At 72.5% G+C, this 16,145-nt stretch carries 13 protein-coding genes and 1 pseudogene; 7 read left to right on the top strand and 7 right to left on the bottom strand.

What is annotated here, in order from left to right:
- Window positions 1–185 precede the first annotated feature (185 nt).
- Genes ACQPZG_RS27390 through ACQPZG_RS27375 form a run of 4 tightly spaced genes read left to right on the top strand, consistent with a single transcriptional unit; the run spans window position 186 to window position 7,087 of the window.
- The gene (locus tag ACQPZG_RS27390; protein ID WP_433548368.1) at window positions 186–1,055 is read left to right on the top strand and encodes a glycosyltransferase family 2 protein; all 870 of its coding nucleotides are present in this window, start codon (window positions 186–188) and stop codon (window positions 1,053–1,055) included.
- On the top strand, window positions 1,052–2,131 hold the full coding sequence (locus tag ACQPZG_RS27385) for a glycosyltransferase family 2 protein (protein ID WP_433548367.1): 1,080 nt from the start codon (window positions 1,052–1,054) through the stop codon (window positions 2,129–2,131). The genes ACQPZG_RS27390 and ACQPZG_RS27385 overlap by 4 nt, the downstream gene beginning before the upstream one ends.
- Window positions 2,128–2,949, top strand: a complete 822-nt coding sequence (locus tag ACQPZG_RS27380; protein WP_433548366.1) for a polysaccharide deacetylase family protein — start codon at window positions 2,128–2,130, stop codon at window positions 2,947–2,949. Before ACQPZG_RS27385 ends, ACQPZG_RS27380 begins: the two co-directional genes overlap by 4 nt.
- Window positions 2,942–7,087 (top strand): lipopolysaccharide biosynthesis protein, encoded by a 4,146-nt coding sequence (locus ACQPZG_RS27375; RefSeq protein WP_433548365.1) that lies wholly within the window; start codon window positions 2,942–2,944, stop codon window positions 7,085–7,087. The genes ACQPZG_RS27380 and ACQPZG_RS27375 overlap by 8 nt, the downstream gene beginning before the upstream one ends.
- 45 nt (window positions 7,088–7,132) lie before the next feature.
- On the opposite strand, the gene ACQPZG_RS27370 is transcribed toward ACQPZG_RS27375, so the two are convergent.
- Together ACQPZG_RS27370 and ACQPZG_RS27365 are read right to left on the bottom strand one after the other, a co-directional pair.
- The gene (locus ACQPZG_RS27370; RefSeq protein ID WP_433548364.1) at window positions 7,133–8,563 is read right to left on the bottom strand and encodes a xylan 1,4-beta-xylosidase; all 1,431 of its coding nucleotides are present in this window, start codon (window positions 8,561–8,563) and stop codon (window positions 7,133–7,135) included.
- A 276-nt stretch (window positions 8,564–8,839) separates the two neighbouring features.
- A complete protein-coding gene (locus tag ACQPZG_RS27365) occupies window positions 8,840–9,214 on the bottom strand; it encodes a GntR family transcriptional regulator (RefSeq protein ID WP_433549573.1) in 375 nt (124 codons plus the stop codon).
- Between the two features lie 77 nt (window positions 9,215–9,291).
- On the opposite strand from ACQPZG_RS27365, the gene ACQPZG_RS27360 reads away from it, so the two are divergent.
- Entirely contained in the window at window positions 9,292–10,224 is a 933-nt protein-coding gene (locus ACQPZG_RS27360) for an N-acetyltransferase family protein (protein ID WP_433548363.1), read from the top strand.
- Window positions 10,205–10,723, top strand: a complete 519-nt coding sequence (locus ACQPZG_RS27355; protein WP_433548362.1) for a DUF402 domain-containing protein — start codon at window positions 10,205–10,207, stop codon at window positions 10,721–10,723. The genes ACQPZG_RS27360 and ACQPZG_RS27355 overlap by 20 nt, the downstream gene beginning before the upstream one ends.
- A gap of 20 nt (window positions 10,724–10,743) precedes the next feature.
- On the opposite strand, the gene ACQPZG_RS27350 is transcribed toward ACQPZG_RS27355, so the two are convergent.
- The 5 genes and pseudogenes from ACQPZG_RS27350 to ACQPZG_RS27330 form a co-directional block, all read right to left on the bottom strand.
- Entirely contained in the window at window positions 10,744–11,361 is a 618-nt protein-coding gene (locus tag ACQPZG_RS27350; protein ID WP_433548361.1) for a hypothetical protein, read from the bottom strand.
- 28 nt (window positions 11,362–11,389) lie between these two features.
- Window positions 11,390–11,974, bottom strand: a pseudogene (locus ACQPZG_RS27345) (NUDIX hydrolase); the annotation flags it as partial.
- A gap of 109 nt (window positions 11,975–12,083) precedes the next feature.
- On the bottom strand, window positions 12,084–13,583 hold the full coding sequence (locus tag ACQPZG_RS27340; RefSeq protein WP_433548360.1) for a tripartite tricarboxylate transporter permease: 1,500 nt from the start codon (window positions 13,581–13,583) through the stop codon (window positions 12,084–12,086).
- A 3-nt stretch (window positions 13,584–13,586) separates the two neighbouring features.
- Window positions 13,587–14,132: a tripartite tricarboxylate transporter TctB family protein gene (locus ACQPZG_RS27335; RefSeq protein ID WP_433548359.1), complete on the bottom strand. Its 546-nt coding sequence runs from the start codon at window positions 14,130–14,132 to the stop codon at window positions 13,587–13,589.
- Window positions 14,129–15,112: a Bug family tripartite tricarboxylate transporter substrate binding protein gene (locus tag ACQPZG_RS27330; protein ID WP_433548358.1), complete on the bottom strand. Its 984-nt coding sequence runs from the start codon at window positions 15,110–15,112 to the stop codon at window positions 14,129–14,131. Before ACQPZG_RS27330 ends, ACQPZG_RS27335 begins: the two co-directional genes overlap by 4 nt.
- A gap of 141 nt (window positions 15,113–15,253) precedes the next feature.
- Between ACQPZG_RS27330 and ACQPZG_RS27325 the strand changes: the two genes are divergently transcribed.
- Window positions 15,254–15,940, top strand: coding sequence for a response regulator (locus tag ACQPZG_RS27325; protein WP_433549572.1), 687 nt, complete (start codon window positions 15,254–15,256; stop codon window positions 15,938–15,940).
- Window positions 15,941–16,145 lie beyond the last annotated feature (205 nt).

The following is a 16,145-nucleotide window of genomic DNA, read 5'->3' as shown; positions in this document are numbered from 1 at the left end:
TCGGCGAGCGTTTTGGCGTCGAGGCACGTTCCGCGCAGAGCATCAGCCAGCTCACCCAGTCGGAACGGAAGTACGTCAGCACGGAGTTCGATTCCGTTGTGCCGGGGTGAAACCCCCCTTCAAACCGGAAACTCATCCGGACCGCCCGGGGGCGGGCGGTCCACCGGTGGAGAGGGAAAAGACTCATGAGCTCATTTCTCCGACCCGCGGTACCGGGACAAGATCCGCTTCTCGCGCCGTCCACGAACGGAAAAGACCGAAGGGCGATCAAGAAGAGTCTCACGTACCGGCCGATCTCTTCGCATCTCGCGATCACTCCGCCCGTCAGCGTCGTGATCCCCGCCATGAACGAGGCGGAGAACCTTCCGTACGTCTTCAAGACGCTGCCGGAATGGATTCACGAAGTCGTCCTCGTGGACGGGAATTCCACCGACGACACCGTCCGGGTGGCTCGTGAACTGTGGCCGGACGTCAAAGTCGTGCGGCAGACCGGGAAGGGCAAGGGCGACGCGCTGATCGCCGGTTTCGCCGCCTGCACCGGCGAGATCATCGTGATGGTCGACGCGGACGGCTCGGCGGACGGGGCCGAGATCGTCAGCTACGTCTCCGCACTCGTCTCCGGCGCCGACTTCGCGAAGGGGTCGCGGTTCGCGAACGGCGGCGGCACGGACGACATGACCCCCGTCCGCAAGCTGGGCAACTCGGTACTGTGCACGGTCGTCAACGCCAAGTTCGGCGCCCGCTACACCGACCTCTGCTACGGCTACAACGCCTTCTGGCGGCACTGCCTCGACAAGATCGACCTCGACTGCACCGGCTTCGAGGTGGAGACCCTGATGAACATCCGGGTCGTCAAGGCCGGCCTGCGCGTCCAGGAGATACCCAGCCACGAGTACGAGCGCATCCACGGCCTGAGCAACCTCAGCGCGGTCCGCGACGGACTGCGGGTGCTCCGGGTGATCCTCAAGGAGCACGGCAAACGGCACGGCAGGCGCCGCGCCGGCCTGCCCGCGGTCGCACCCCGCCGGGTGGCAGGCCCGGGAGAGGTGTCTTGAGAGCCGAACACCCCTCGGACGTGGACCGGTTGACGGTCACCGTGGTGATCTGCGTGTACACCGAGGACCGCTGGGAGGACATCCTCGCGGCGGTCTCCTCGGTGCGCGCGCAGTCCCGGCCGGCGGCGGAGACGCTGCTGGTCGTGGACCACAATCCGGCGCTGCGGGAGCGGCTGGCGAAGGAGTTCGGGGAGCGGGCGGGCGGGGGCCCCGCGGCAGGGGTGCGGGTGCTCGCGAACGCGGGCCCCCGCGGCCTGTCCGCGGGCCGCAACACCGGCATCGCCGCCGCGCGCGGGGAGATCGTCGCGTTCCTCGACGACGACGCGGTCGCCGAGCGGGACTGGCTGCACCACTTCGTCCGGGGTTACGCGGATCCGCACGTGATGGCGGTGGGCGGCCGGACCGTGCCCGCGTGGTCCTCGGGCCGCCGCCCGGCCTGGTTCCCCGAGGAGTTCGACTGGGTCGTCGGCTGCACCTACCGGGGCATCCCGCCGGGGAAGGTGCGGGTGCGCAACGTGCTGGGCGGCAACGCCTCGTTCCGCAGGTCCGCCTTCGACGCGGCGGGCGGGTTCGCCACCGGTATCGGCCGGGACGGCGACAGGCGCCCGCTGGGCTGCGAGGAGACGGAGCTGTGCATCCGGCTCAGCAGGGCGCTCCCGGACGCGGTGCTCCTGATCGACGACCGGGCGGTCATCCACCACAAGGTGCCCGCCGGCCGGGAGCGCTTCGGCTACTTCCGCTCCCGGACCTGGGCCGAGGGCCTGTCGAAGGCACTCGTGACGCGAAGTGTCGGCGCGGGCAGGGGGCTTGAGTCCGAGCGCCGCTACACGAGCAGGGTGCTGCCCGCGGGCGTGCTGCGCGCTCTGCGGGACGCGGCGCTGGGCCGGCCGGGCGCGGTGGGCCGGGCCGGGGCCATCGTGTCCGGAGTGGCCGCCGCGGCGGGAGGGTACGTGGTCGGCAGCGTCCGGGCCCGCAGGGGGGCCGCCGGCTTCTCGGTCGCGCCGGTCACACCGCTCGCCCCGCCTGTGAACGGCGCGGGCGGCGGTCGCGAGGAACGCGAGGGGGCGTACGGATGAGCACGGCACCTGTTCCGATCCTGATGTACCACGCCGTCGGGCACCGGCCGGCGGACGCCGCGTACCGGCTGTCCGTCTCGCCGGAGTCCTTCGCCGCGCAGATGGCCCTGCTCGACGCGCACGGCTTCACCCCGCTGACCGCACAGGAGCTGGGGGACGCCTGGCGCGGGAGGCGCGTGGTGCTGCCCGCCAAGCCGGTGGTGATCACCTTCGACGACGGGTACGAGGGCGTGCACCGGTACGCGCTGCCCGCCCTCGTCCGGCACGGCTTCCGCTCCAGCCTCTTCGTCTCCACGGGCTGGCTGCGCGGACCGTACGAAGGGCCGGGCGCGCCGGACACCATGCTCGACTGGGCCCAGGTGCGCGAACTGGCCGCCGCCGGAACCGAGATCGGCGGGCACAGCCACAGCCACCCGCAGCTGGACCAGCTCGACGACGCACGGCTGCGGTACGAGGTGCGGCACTGCCGGGAGCTGACCGTCGGCGAACTCGGCAGCGCTCCCGTCTCGTTCGCCTACCCGTACGGCTACTCCAGCCGCCGGGTCAGACAGGCGGTGCGGGACGCCGGGTTCGCGCAGGCCCTGGCGGTGAACAACTGCCTCGCGGCGCGCTGCCAGGGGCCGTACGCGCTGCGCCGGGTGACCGTGCGGCGCACCACCGGCATCGGACGGTTCGAGCGGATGGTGGAGAACCGGGCGACCCGCCGCGACTTCGCGAAGGACCGGACACTCACCCGGGGGTACGCGCTGCTGCGCAGGTCCCGGGCCGCCGCCCGCATCCCACGGCAGATCCGAGAGGCAGCCGCCGGCCGTGTCTGACACGACCACCGCACAGGCCGGGAACGACACCGGGGAGAACAGCGCCGTGCACGACGCAGTGCCCGATGCCGTGCAGGACGATGCCGTGCAGGACGTCGGTACCGGGGAACGCCCGCCGGGGCGCAGGCCGCGGCTGCCGTCGGTGGCCGGGCTGCTCTCCGCGAGGAGGGGCGGTGGCAGTCCGCTCTTCCGCAATGCCTACGCGCTGATGCTCAACACGGGTGTCAGCGCGATCCTCGGCCTGGGCTTCTGGCTGGTCGCCGCGCGCTACTACGCGCCCTCGGCGGTCGGTCAGGGGTCGGCGGCGATCGCCGCCATGAAACTGCTCGCCGGGCTGACCGCGCTGACCCTCACCGGGGCACTGGCGCGCTTCATCCCGGTGTCCGGCGCCAGAACCGGGCGGCTGGTGTTCCGTACCTACGCGGGCAGTTCCGCGGTGGTGGCGGTGGCGGCCGGGATCTTCCTGCTCACGCTGGACCTGTGGGGGCCGTCGTACAGGTTCCTGCACGGGCCGCTGAACGGGCTCGGGTTCGTACTGGCCGTGATCGGCTGGTCGTTGCTGACGCTCCAGGACGGGGTGCTGACCGGGCTGCGCAGCGCGCTGTGGGTACCGGTCGGCAACACCGTCTTCTCGGCGGTGAAGCTGGTCCTGCTGGTGCTGATCGCGGCGTCGGTCCCGACCGCGGGCGTGTTCGTGTCGTGGGTGGCGGCGATCTCGGTGTCGGTGATCCCGTTGGGATTCCTGGTGTTCCGCAGGCTGGTGCCCCGGCACGTCGAAGCGACGAAGGGGCTCGCCGAGCCGCCGACGGCGCGGCAGCTGGGGCGGTTCCTGGCCGGGGACTACACGGGATCGCTGTTCTCGCTCGCCGTGGTCTACCTGGTGCCGGTCATCGTCGCCTCGCAGGTCGCCCCGGCCGACAACGCGTACTTCTACATCACCGTGACGATCGTCAGCACCGTCAACCTGCTCGCCATCAACATGGGCGCGTCGCTGACGGTGGAGGGCGCGCACGATCCGGCTTCGCTGGCGCGCAACTGCCGGGCGGCGCTGGCGAAGATGGCGAAGCTGATGGTGCCGGTGGCGGCGGTCCTCTTCTTCGGGGCGCCGTACGTCCTGGGGGTCTTCGGCCCGGAGTACGCCGTGGCCGCGACGCCGCTGCTGCGCTGGTTCGCGGTCGGGGCCCTGCTGCGCGTGGTCATCGAGGTGTACTTCGCGGTGCTGCGGGCACAGAGCCGCACAGCCGGACTCGCCTATCTCCAGGGCGGGTTGTGCGTCCTGGTGCTCGGACTGACGCTGGTGCTGCTGCCCCGGATGGGCCTGACGGGCGCGGGCGTCGCGGAGGTAGCGAGCCTCGCCGTGATCGCCGCCGTCGCCGCCTTCAAGCTGTACGGGGTGGTGCGGCGCCCCGGGGGGCCGGAGGCGGGAGCGGTGCGGGCCGCGGAGGTGCCGGAGCCCGTCGGCGACACGGCGGCTTCCGCTCCGGACGCACCGGGGGCGGCCGGGGCCACGGCGGACCGGGAAGATCCGGAAGGCCCGGAATGTCCGGCGGAGCCCGCCGCGGTGGCGGGAGCGCCCCCAGGACCCCTGCGCGAGGGCCCGCGCTGGGCGCAGCGGACCGGGTTCGGCGAGACGGGCGCCCTGCCGCTCGGCGCGCACGCCGACTTCGACCACCAAGAACGCAGGCCGGACGTGCGGCCCGGCCCGGAAACCCCGGCGGCCGGGCTGTACATCCCCCGGGGCGCCTCCGGCGTCGTACAGGGCATGGGAGAGACGTCAGGGGACGCGGGGAAACACCGGCCGACGTGGGCGCTGCGGCTGCCGTCGCGGTCGCCGTCGCCGTCGCCATCGCCATCGCCATCGCCATCGCCATCGCCATCTACGGTCTCCCCCGCCGCGGCCTCGGGCGCGTCCCCACCCGCGTCCACGGCCTCCTCACTCGCGTCCGTCCCGTCCGTCGACGAGAGCGAGAAGCCCGTAGCGACGGCCGGAACGGCGCGTGCACCGGCCGCCGGGGGCGCGGCGGTGGGCCCGGCGGGGCCGGACTCCGCCGCGTCGGACCCCACCGGGCGCGAGGCCGCTCCGCCCCCGACTGTGCGGGCGCCGGGCCTCCTGCGCCGTCGCGCTCCCGAACTCTCCGCGACTCTCCTCCTGTTGACGGCGCTGCTGCTGTACTGGCTGCCGTTGCACGGCGTCGAGGAGGCCGATCTCGACCGGATTGGGGGGCTCGGTCTCGTCTCCGTGCTGCCGTGGGCGACCCTCGTCGGAGCGGGACTGCTCGCGGTGTCGTTCGCGTCGCTGCTGTGGCTGGAGCGCCCGCGCACCGTCCTACTCGGGCTGGCCCTGGTCGCCACCGTCGTGTCGCTGCACGCCCTGCCCGCCGTACTGGAGGACGCACCGCGTTTCGCCACGGCCTGGCAGCACCTCGGCTTCGTCGAGTACATCGACCGCACCGGCTCCTCCGTGCCGGACCTGGACGCGCGCTGGAGCTGGCCGGGCTTCTTCGCGGCGGCCGCCTTCGTCGCCCAGGCGTGCGGGATCTCGGACCTGACGGAGGTCATCCGGTGGTGGCCGACGCTCATCCAACTCCTCTACTTGCCCCCGCTGTTCCTCCTCACGAAGTCGATGCGGGCGAGCTGGCGGGCGAAGTGGACGGGTGCCTGGTTCTTCGTCCTGAGCGGCTGGGTGGGGCAGGACTACTTCTCGCCGCAGGGCTACACGTACCTCCTCCACCTCGTGTTCGTGGCGATCCTGCTGGTGTGGTTCCGGGAGCCGCGGGTGATCTGGACGAAGCGGCGGCCGGGCGAGGCGGAGGTGGTGCCTGCCGGGCGGCGGGAGAAGGCGACGCTGCTCGTGGTGCTGATCGCGCTGTTCGCGGGGACGGTACCGGCGCATCAGCTCACCCCGTTCGTGATGCTGGGCGTGGTGACGCTGCTGGTGGTCCTCGGGCGTTGCACGCTGCGCGGCCTGCCGGTCCTGCTGACGGTCCTGGTCGCGGCGTGGATCGGCTTCTTCGCCGAACCGTACTGGTCGGGGCACTTCCAGGAGCTGTTCGGCGGGATCGGGGGTCTCGGCGACAACGTGTCGTCGTCGGTGGCGGGCCGCATCGAGGGCGGCAGCTCCACGCACAAACTGGTGCTGTACGTGCGGGTGGCACTGGCCGGCGGCGTGCTGGCGCTGGCCTGCTGGGGCGTCTTGCGCCGACGCTTCGCGGGGTACGCGGAGCGTTCGCTGATCGTCGTGGCCTTCGTCCCGTTCCTCATGCTCGGAATGCAGTCGTACGGCGGGGAGATGGCCCTGCGGGTCTTCATGTTCGCGCTGCCCGGGGCCGCCCTGCTGGCCGGTCTCGGCTTCTTCCCCCGCACGGGGGCGACGGCTGCCGAGCGCGACGCGGAGCGCACCGGCCTCGCGCCGCTGGCCGCGTTGACGGCGGGCCTGGTGCTGATGGGCGGCTTCCTGGTGGCCCGCTGGGGCAACGAGGCGTTCGAACGGACCCGGGCGGGCGAGGTCGCGGCGATGGAGTACGTGTACGCGCACGACGAGCCCACCGCACGGCTGCTGTGGATGAGCAGCGACGTCATGGAGAACGTGACGCCCGCGCTGCCGTGGGGCGCGCGGGACATGGAGAAGGTCCGTTACGAGCCGACGGAGGCGCCGCGCGATCCCGTGCTGGTCGCCGGGCTGGTCAAGAAGCTGAAGGACGCCGGACCGAACTCGTACCTGATGATCAACCGCAGCCAGGTCGTCTACCTCCAGATGGACGCGGGGTACGGCACGGCCTGGGAGAAGCGTCTGGTCCAGAACCTGGACGCCCGGCCGGAGCTGAAGAAGGTCCTGGCCAATCCCGACGTCACGCTCTACACGCTGCGCAAACAGCCGGACGGGCCCGTCGAGAAGGCGGACCCGGGCCCCGCCGGTCCGCGGGTGACGTGGACGTCGTGGTCGGTGGTCGGCGCGCTCGCGGCGGTGGCGCTGATCGTGCTGCTGTCGGCGCGGGAGCTGGTGCGGGTCGCACGCGGGGAGAGCGTGCGCAAGCTCCAGTGGATGCAGTCCACGTACTGGTTCGCGCTGCCGCTGCTGGCGGTGCTGCTGGCGGCCCTGGTGATCAGGCTGCTGTCGCTGTCGGGAGTGCTGGCCTGAAGGAGCCGGTCGGGGGGAAGTGGGGCACAGGCGTCGTGGAACCGCTCAGCGGCGCGTGAGCCAGCGGACCTCGTACGGGCCCAGGTCGACTTCCTGGCCGTCGACCTCGGTCTCCACGCGGCGGGCGAGGGTGTTGACGACGAGAGCCGTCCTGTCGTTCGCCAGGACGCGGACGTGCGGGGCGCCGGCGGCGGCGACCGCCACCGTGTCGTCGCGACGGACGCCCGGCGGGAACTCCTTCGCGAAGCGGGAGAGCAGCGCCATCATGGGCAACTCCCGCCCACCGTCGGCGAGTTGCGTGGACTTCCACAGGCAGCCCGCGCACCGGGCGCCCTGGTTCTGCGGGTTCCAGTAGAAGGCGGTGCCGGTACCGCCCCGTGCGAGTGCGATCATGCCGGTGGCATGGACGGCGGCGCGGCGCGGTTCGCTCCAGTCGTCGCGTGCGTCGTTGCTGTCGCCGGGCTCGACGTAGTACTCCGCCCACCAGAGAGGCAGTTCGTTCGCGGTCTGCTCGCGGACCCAGCGGCTGACCGCGGTGAACTTGTCGGTGGCACGGAACTCGTCGGGCAGCAGTTCGTCGTCCCGGGTGTAGCTGGAGCCGTCGACGACGACGAAGTCGGCGCCGGCCTTGTGCTCGTTCCAGTACGTGAAGGCGTCCAGGGACCGCTGGTCGATGCTGCCCCACGGCCCTTTGACGTGCGACGCGTACTCCGTGGCGCGCGGCTCGTGGCTGTCCATGACCAGGTAGGGGCCGCCGACCAGGATGTCCGCGTCGACCTTCTTCAGCTCCGCGTGGACGAGGTTGTACAGCTCGGTGTAGCCCTCGTAGTTCCAGCGTTTGGCGCGGTCGTCGAAGAAGCCCTTGAACTCGTTCCAGACGATGAAGTGCTTGACGTCGGGGTAGCGTCGCGCCACGACTCCGGCGAGCTTGGCGAAGTCCGCGTAGTGCTCGGGGCGGGGTGCCGTCTCCAGGGCCTGTGGGGACCAGTCGGTCTTCGCACCCGGCTTCCCGCCCTTCATCCAGTCCGGGGCGCAGCACAGGGTGACCACCGGGGTGCCGCCGGACGCGCGGACGAGGTCGATGCGGCTGTCCATCGCGTCGAACCGGTAGCGGCCGGGTGAGGGCTCGGGGTTGTCGGAGCCCCAGCCCATCAGGTGCTGGACCTGCGGCAGCCCGCGGTCGGCGAGGAGGCTCTCGGCACGGGCGCGGGCCGCGGGGACCGGGGTGTCGTCGTCGGCGCTGTACTGGGTGTGGGTGAAGCCCCAGCCCAGTTCGGGCTTCGGCGCGCCCGAAACGGACGGCGGGATGCCGTGCGGGCGCGCCCCGTCGGTGGTGGTACCGGGAACGGCCGCGCCGTCGTCGCCCGGCCAGACGCTGCACATCGTGAGCACGAGTGCCAGCGCGGTCATGCCCACACCCAGCAGGGCGGCGAACCGCCACCGCCGCGCCCCCGGGTTCCAGCCGTGTCGTCCCATCACCTGTCAGGGTAAGGGCGGGAGTTTCCCCGCGTCAGCCCCCGGGGGCGGCGGGCCGTTCCCGCGCCGGCCCGTCGGACGCCGGGGGCGCCCGGCCCCGGTGAGCCCCCTTGGCCGGCGGGGCCGCCCCGCGGGGGCGCGGGAACATCTCCCTGCGCGAGCACCACGGAGTGCTCGGGGAAGGGCGGGCAAGGGGCGGACCCGACCGGAGGTGCACTTGCTCCCCTACGCCCCACCACCCTCGTCCCGCCCCCGGCCCCCACGTCCCGACCCCCTTCACCCCCCGTACACCGCCCGCACCGCCTCCCCCGCCACCCGCACCGCGTCCCCCTCGTCGAGCCCCAGCCTCCGCGCCCGCTCGGCGAACTCCCGCGCCGCCGACGCCGCGGCCCGCCCCGCCGCGTCCCCCGCCGCCGCCACGAACGTCCCGTTGCGCCCCCGTGTCTCGATGACCCCGTCCGCCTCCAGCGCCCGGTACGCCTTGGCGACGGTGTTCGGGGCGAGGCCCAGCTCGGCGGCCAGTCCGCGCACGGTGGGGAGTTTGTAGCCGACGGGCAGCTTCCCGGAGCGGGCCTTCCCGGAGATCTGGGCGCGGAGTTGCTCGTACGGGGCGGTGGCGTCGTCGACGTCCACGACGATCTTCAGAGTCACGGTCACGCGAGGGATTGTCCCCCACGCCCGGAAATTGCGAGGCGTCCCGGCCCGGCGGGTGCGTACCGTGCCTTCCCGTGACTGTGACCATCCGCGAGTACCGTCCCGGTTCCTCGGACGCCGAGTCCGTCGTCCGGCTCCGCCGTGCCACCGCCCCGTTCGTCGTGACCACCGCGCAGGCCGTCTCCTCCGGCATGGCACAGGCGCATCCCGCGGGCGGGTACCGGCTGCTGCTCGCCGAGGACGACACGAGCGGGCAGGTCGTCGGCTCCCTGCACGCCGGACTCTCCTACCGGAGCCCCGTGCCGGGCCACGGCTTCGGCGTTCCGCACGTCCACCCGGAGCACCGGGGCCGGGGCACCGGTTCGGAGCTGTTGCGCAGGGCGGAGGGGTACCTCGCCGCGCTGGCCGCGACCGCACTGCACGTGTGGACGGCGGATGAAGGGGACCGTGCCTTCGCCGAGAAGCGCGGCTTCGCCCCCGGCCACACCATGCGCCACCTGCGACTGACTCTGGCCGACGAGGGCGTTCCCGACGTCGCGGCGCTTCCACCGGGGTTCGGCCTGCGCGGCGCCGACGCCCTGGGCGACGACCCGCGCCCGCTGTACGAGGCGGACGCGGAGGTCGCCCGCGACGAGCCGGGCTCGGTGCCGGTGTCCCTCGACGACTACGACGACTGGCGGAGGACCACCTGGGACGCCCCTCTGCTGGACCGCGCCCCGACCACCCTCGTGCAAGCCGACGACGGACGTGTCGCCGCCTTCACCCTGGCCCACGTCGACGGCCGTACCCGCTACGCGTCCGGCATGACCGGCGTACGCGAGGAGTTCCGGGGCCTGGGGCTCGCGAAGGCCGCCAAGGCGGACTCGCTGCGCCGGGCACGGGCGGCCGGCTACCTGGAGGCGTACACCGGCAACGACGACGTGAACGCCCCGATGCTCGCCGTCAACCGCTGGTGCGGATACGCCCCCTGCGCCACGGAGGTGGAATATGTCCGCGCCCTCGTCTGAAGGCCACGAGATGATCGAGGTCGCCCTCACCAAGGCCGGCCGCCTCAAGATCCGCTACCCCGCCGTTCTGCTCTCCGACGACGGCACCCACCTCGTCGTGCGCGCTGCCTGGGCCCGGGAAACGGCGAAGGACTTCGGCTTCGTGCGGTTCGCACCGGGCGACGTCTTCGTCGAGCACTACTGGCGGGATCGCTGGTACGCGGTGAAGGAGGTCCGTTCCGGCGACGGCACGCTCAAGGGCTGGTACTGCGACGTGGCCCGCCCCGCAGTCGTGCACGGGGACGGCACGGTGGAGGTCGAGGACCTGGATCTCGACCTGTGGCGCTCGGCGGACGGCGCCACGGTGCTGCGGCTCGACGAGGACGAGTTCGCCGGAAGCAGCCTCGCGGACCGCGACCCGGCAGCGGCCGCCGAGGCGTCCCGCACCCTGGACGCCCTCGAACGCGCCGCCCGCGGCGGGCGGTTCACCGACCTGCTGCGCGTCGATGCCGCAGGCTGACGTCAGCCGGCGGCCTCGGGTCAGCCGCTGACCCCCACGTCGTTGCGGGGCGCCCCGTCGCCCACCGGCGGCAGGTCGCCCCGCTCGACCGGTCCCCCGCCACTGCCGGAGGGGGCCTCGCTGCCCGCGCCGCCGTCAGCCTCGGCACGTACCTTCGGCAGTACGGCGTCCATCTCCTGCGGACTGGCGTGATGCGCCTTCTGCGCGGCGGTCTTGACGACGTCCCGTGGCACGCCGTCGGAGCCGGTGAGCCGTACGACGTGTCCGCCCTCGGCCCTCAGGTACACGCTCGCCCCGCCGGCAGAGCTGTACCAGTGGTCACCGTCCCGCACGCAGCCGTCGCACCCGTTCGCCGGCAACTTCTCGCGGTCCACGGCGAGTTGCACCTGGCCGCCCCGCTGCGAGAAGTACGTCGCGGAGAAGCCGTCGTGGCCGATGACGTTGACGGACTGCTCGGCCAGCGTGAACCCGGGTATCTCGGTGACGTAGACGTGCTCCAGCGCGGACTCCCCCGCCCGCTTCTCCAGCTCCGCACGGTCCACCTGCGCCCCGCCGACCACCTCGCTCCCGCACCCGGTCAGTACCGACACCAACGGAAGCAGCAGCATGGCGGACGCCCTCCGCACCTCATATCTCATGCGCCCATCCAACCGCACGTCCGTTCCCCTACGGGTGGTTCTCCGCCACGGCCTCCCCCTCGTTCCCGTCCCGGCTCTCCCGGCGCCGGCGCACCGGGCCGGTGGTCCCGGACTCCCGGAGCGGAACCTTCCGGTCGCGCACCGACTCCTCGTACGCGATCGGGTCGCCGTCCTGGTGCCAGTGCAGGACGAAGCGCTCGCCCTTCCTGTACGCCTCCAGGCCGGCCCGGCAGTACGCCACCATGTCGTCGGGGAGCGCGTCGAGGGGGTGCCAGGAGAGACCGGAGCACTTGTGGGGCTCCCGGTTGAAGGGCGGGGCGGCCGGGTCGTACCACGCCTCGAAGAACCAGCCGGTACGCGGCTGCCCACCCGGCCCGCGGTGCTGCATCACCAGCGCCACGGCCGGCTCGTCCGGCCCGAGCGTGACACCGATCTCCTCGTACGCCTCGCGGATCATCGCCGCCCGCACGTCCTCGCCGTCCTCGACGTGCCCGGACGGGCCGTGCAACAACCCGTCGGCGTATCCCGTGCGGGCACGGCGGGCCAGCAGCACGTCCGCACCCCGGCGGAGGATCAGGTGGACGTCGACCACCTCGGTGTGCCGGGGCGCGGGCGCGGAATGCCGGTTCTCGGACTTCATGCCCCGATGGTGGCATCCGCCTCCGACAACCGGCCCGAAGAGGACGGAGCCGGCGGGCGGAGGCGGGTGTCGTGCGCGTACGTCACGACGGCGCTCCGCGTCGCAGCGGGGGCAGCTTCTTCACCAGCGGCCACACCAGGAGCAGCGCCACGATGACGTACACGGTGATCGAGAAGGGCGTGTCGACCAGGCCGCTCATGCTTCCGTCGCTGATCTGGAGGGCGCGGCGGAGCTGCTGTTCGGCGGCCGGGCCGAGGATGACTCCGATCACGGCGGGCAGGACGGGAAGTCCGTACCGCCGCATGCCGAAGCCGATCAGCCCGATGATCAGAAGCACCACCAGGTCCAGTGCTTCACCGCCCACCGCGTACGCGCCGACCGACGCGAAGAAGAGGATTCCGGCGTAGAGGTACGGGCGCGGGATGCGCAGGAGCTTCGCCCAGAGCGGGGCCAGCGGGAGGTTGAGCGCGAGCAGCAGCACCATGCCGACGAACAGGGAGGCGATGAGGCCCCAGACCAGGTCGGGTTCGCGTTCGAACAGGAGCGGGCCCGGCTGGATCCCGTACTGCTGGAAGGCGGCCAGCATGACGGCGGCGACGGCCGTGGTGGGCAGGCCGAGGGTGAGCATGGAGACGAGCGTTCCGGCTGCGGAGGCGGAGGCCGCCGACTCCGGGCCGGCGACTCCCTCGATGGCGCCCTTGCCGAATTCGTCGCGGTGCCTGGAGAGGCGCTTCTCGGTGACGTACGACAGGAAGGTGGGGATCTCCGCGCCGCCGGCCGGGATCGCGCCGAACGGGAAGCCGATCAGCGGGCCGCGCAGCCAGGACTTCCAGGTGCGCTTGACGTCCGCCCTGCCGAGCCAGGGGCGGCCGACCGGTATCGCTTCCACGCCGCCCCGGCGCAGGTGGGCGGCCACCCAGAGCGCTTCGCCGATGGCGAAGAGGCCGACGGCGACGATCACGACGTCCACGCCGTCGGCGAGTTCGAGGGAGCCGAAGGTCAGGCGCGACTGGCCGGTCATCCGGTCGAGGCCGACCAGACCGATGGTGAGACCGATGAGGAGGGAGGCGAGGCCGCGGATGCGGGAGGAGCCCAGGACGGAGGTGACGGCGATGAAGGCGAGCACCATGATCGCGAAGTAGTCGGGGGCCCCGATGTCGACGGCGAGGGCGGCGACGGCGGGGGCGAGCGCGACCAGCAGGATCGTGCCGATCATGCCGCCCGCGAAGTGGCCGATGGCGGCGGCGGCCAGGGCTTGTGCGCCGCGGCCCGCCTTGGCCATCGGGTGGCCCTCCATGGCGGCGACGACGGCCGCGCTCTCGCCCGGGGTGTTCAGGAGGATCGAGGTGGTCGAGCCGCCGAACATCGCTCCGTAGTAGATGCCCGCGAACATGATGAACGCGCCGGTCGGCTCCAGTCCGTACGTCACGGGCAGCAGGAGTGCGACGGCCATGGCGGGGCCGATGCCGGGAAGGACGCCGATGGCGGTGCCCAGGAGCACGCCGACGGCGGCCCACAGGAGGTTGACGGGGGTGAGGGCGGTCTCGAAGCCGCCCATCAGGGAGTTGAGGGAGTCCCACATCGGTCAGAGCACTCCCATCAGCGGTCCGCCGGGAAGCGGTACGCCCAGCAGGTTGTTGAAGACGACGTAGGTGAAGAGGGAGAGGCCGGCGGCGATCAGCGTGTCGCGGCCGACGTGCCGGCTGCCGAGCGCGTACGCGGAGCCCCAGAAGAGGAGCGCGCCGGAGACCGGGAAGCCGAGCGGGCCGATCAGTACGGCGTTGCCGAGGAAGACCCCGGCGAGCAGCAGGACCGTACGCCAGTCGGCGGGTTCGGACAGGTCGACGTCCTCGCCGCCCTCGGCCTCGCCTCGTCCGCCGCGCAGGACGTCCACGGCGAGGAGCACGGCGACCAGCACGAGGGCTCCGCCGACGACGAGGGGGACCGTGCGGGGGCCGACGGGGCCGCGCTGGGTGAGCTCCACGTGCATGGTGAGGGCGTCGGTGAGGACGAGGACGCCGATGACCAACAGGAGGGCGCTGACTCCCAGTTCGGAGTGCTCGCGCAGCCAGGCCCGGCGCCCGGGGGCGGGGGTGCTGTCCGGTGTGGTGGGGGTGAGGGGGGCGCTCACAGGCCGAGCTCCTTCAGGACCGAGTCCACGCGCGTGTTCTCCTTGTCGAGGAACGCCCCGAACTCGTCTCCGGTGAGGAAGGCGTCGTCCCAGCCGTTCTTCTTCAGGGCGTCCTTCCACTCCTTCGAGGCGTGCAGCTTCTCGAAGAGGGTGATCAGCTTGGTGCGTTCGGCGTCGGTCAGGCCGGGCGGGGCGACGATGCCGCGCCAGTTGGTGAAGTCGGTGTCGAGGCCGGACTCGCGGAGCGTCGGGGCGTTGAGGCCGGGCACCCGCCGGGGCCCGGTGACGGCGAGGACGCGCAGCTCACCGGCCTTGATCTGGTCCAGGTACTCGCCGACGCCGGAGACGCCGAAGTGGACCTTGTCGCCGAGGATGGAGGCGAGGAGTTCGCCGCCGCCGTCGAACGGGACGTAGTTGACGTCCTTCGGCTTGATCCCGGCCGCGCGTGCCATCAGCATCGGTGCGAGGTGGTCGGGCCCGCCGGGCGAGGATCCGCCGCCGACGGGGACCTTGGCGGGGTTCGTCCGCCACGCCCGTACGAGCTGTCCGAGGTTCTCGTACGGGGAGTCCTTGGCCACCACCACGATGTCCTGTTCCTCGGTGAGGCGGACGACGGGCGTGGTGTCGGCGAGCGTCTTGGGCGCCTTGTTGGTGTGGACCGCGCCGACGACGCCCAGTCCCATGGACATGGCGACCTTGCCGTTCCCGTGGTCGGCGGCGAGCCTGGCCAGGCCCACGGTGCCGCCCGCTCCGGGCAGGTTGAACACCTCGATGCCGGAGGTGAGGCCGGCGTCCTCGGCGTTCTTGGCGGCGGTGCGTGCGGTGATGTCGTAGCCGCCGCCCGGAGTGTTGGGGACCATGAAGCGCAGGCCGGGGATCCGGGCGCCGGTGTCGGCGCCGTCGCCCGGGGAGAGCAGCGGTGGCCCCACGAGCACCAGGAGTGCCGCCCCGGCGAGGGCGAGGGGGGTGCGCAGACGCACGGGTGCCGCCTTTCTTTCGGTTGCGTGACGCGGGAGGAGGTGGGGACATGTTGCCGGGGCGTGAGGGAGCTGTCGCCGTTCCGGAACCAACGGACGTTGTGGTCGTTGTGGTCGCGCGCCTAGCCTCACCGGGTGACGAATGTGCTGGTCGTGGACGACGACTTCATGGTGGCGAAGGTCCACAGCCGCTGCGTGTCGGCGATGGACGGGTTCGCGGTGGTCGGTGTCGCGCACAGCGGTGCGGACGCCCTGCGGGCGGCCGAGCGGTTGCGCCCGGACCTGTTGCTCCTCGACGTGTACCTGCCGGACATGGACGGGCTGGACGTACTGCGCGGGCTGCGGGCGGCCGAGGCGCGGGACGGGGGGAGGCCGACCGCGGACGTGCTGTTCATCACGGCGGCGCGGGACGCCGGGACGGTGCGGGCCGCGCTGCGGGCGGGGGCGCTGCACTACCTGATCAAGCCGTTCCACCAGGCGGCGCTCCGCGAACAGTTGCGGCACGTGGCGTCACTGCGGACCCGGTTCGACTCGATCGCCGTGCACGGGCAGGCCCGGCAGGAGGACGTGGACCAGCTCTTCGGGACCCGCCCGCCCGGTTCGCGGGAGCTGCCGAAGGGGTTGGCCGCGCACACCGCGGAACTGGTCGAGCGCACTCTGCGCGCACATCCCGGGGGCCTGTCGGCGACGGAGTGCGCCGAGGGCGGGACGCTGTCGCGGGTCAGTGCGCGGCGGTACCTGGAGTACTTCACGGCGACCGGGCGGGCCGAGGTGACCCTGCGGTACGGGGGAACGGGACGGCCGGAACGGCGGTACCGGTGGGTGGGGTGAGCGGGTGCCGCCCGGTGACGGGGCGTGAGGTTCCGCAGCGTGCCGCAGGGCCTTCTTAATCGCCACTGAGCGCTCCCTTAAGCGGGCCATAAAGAACTCCGCGCCCCGCCCTCAGCAGGGCTTTTCGCGGTTCCGGGGGTCTAGCGTGCTGTTGCGCCGGGGGAGTCCGCCCCTCTCTCCCCCGGCCACGGAAACATCACCCTGC

The sequence above is a fragment of the Streptomyces sp. CA-294286 genome (genome assembly GCF_050947155.1).
Lineage (GTDB): Bacteria > Actinomycetota > Actinomycetes > Streptomycetales > Streptomycetaceae > Streptomyces.
The sequence above is the reverse complement of the archived record's forward strand: the minus strand, read 5'-3'. Positions and strand labels throughout refer to the sequence as shown.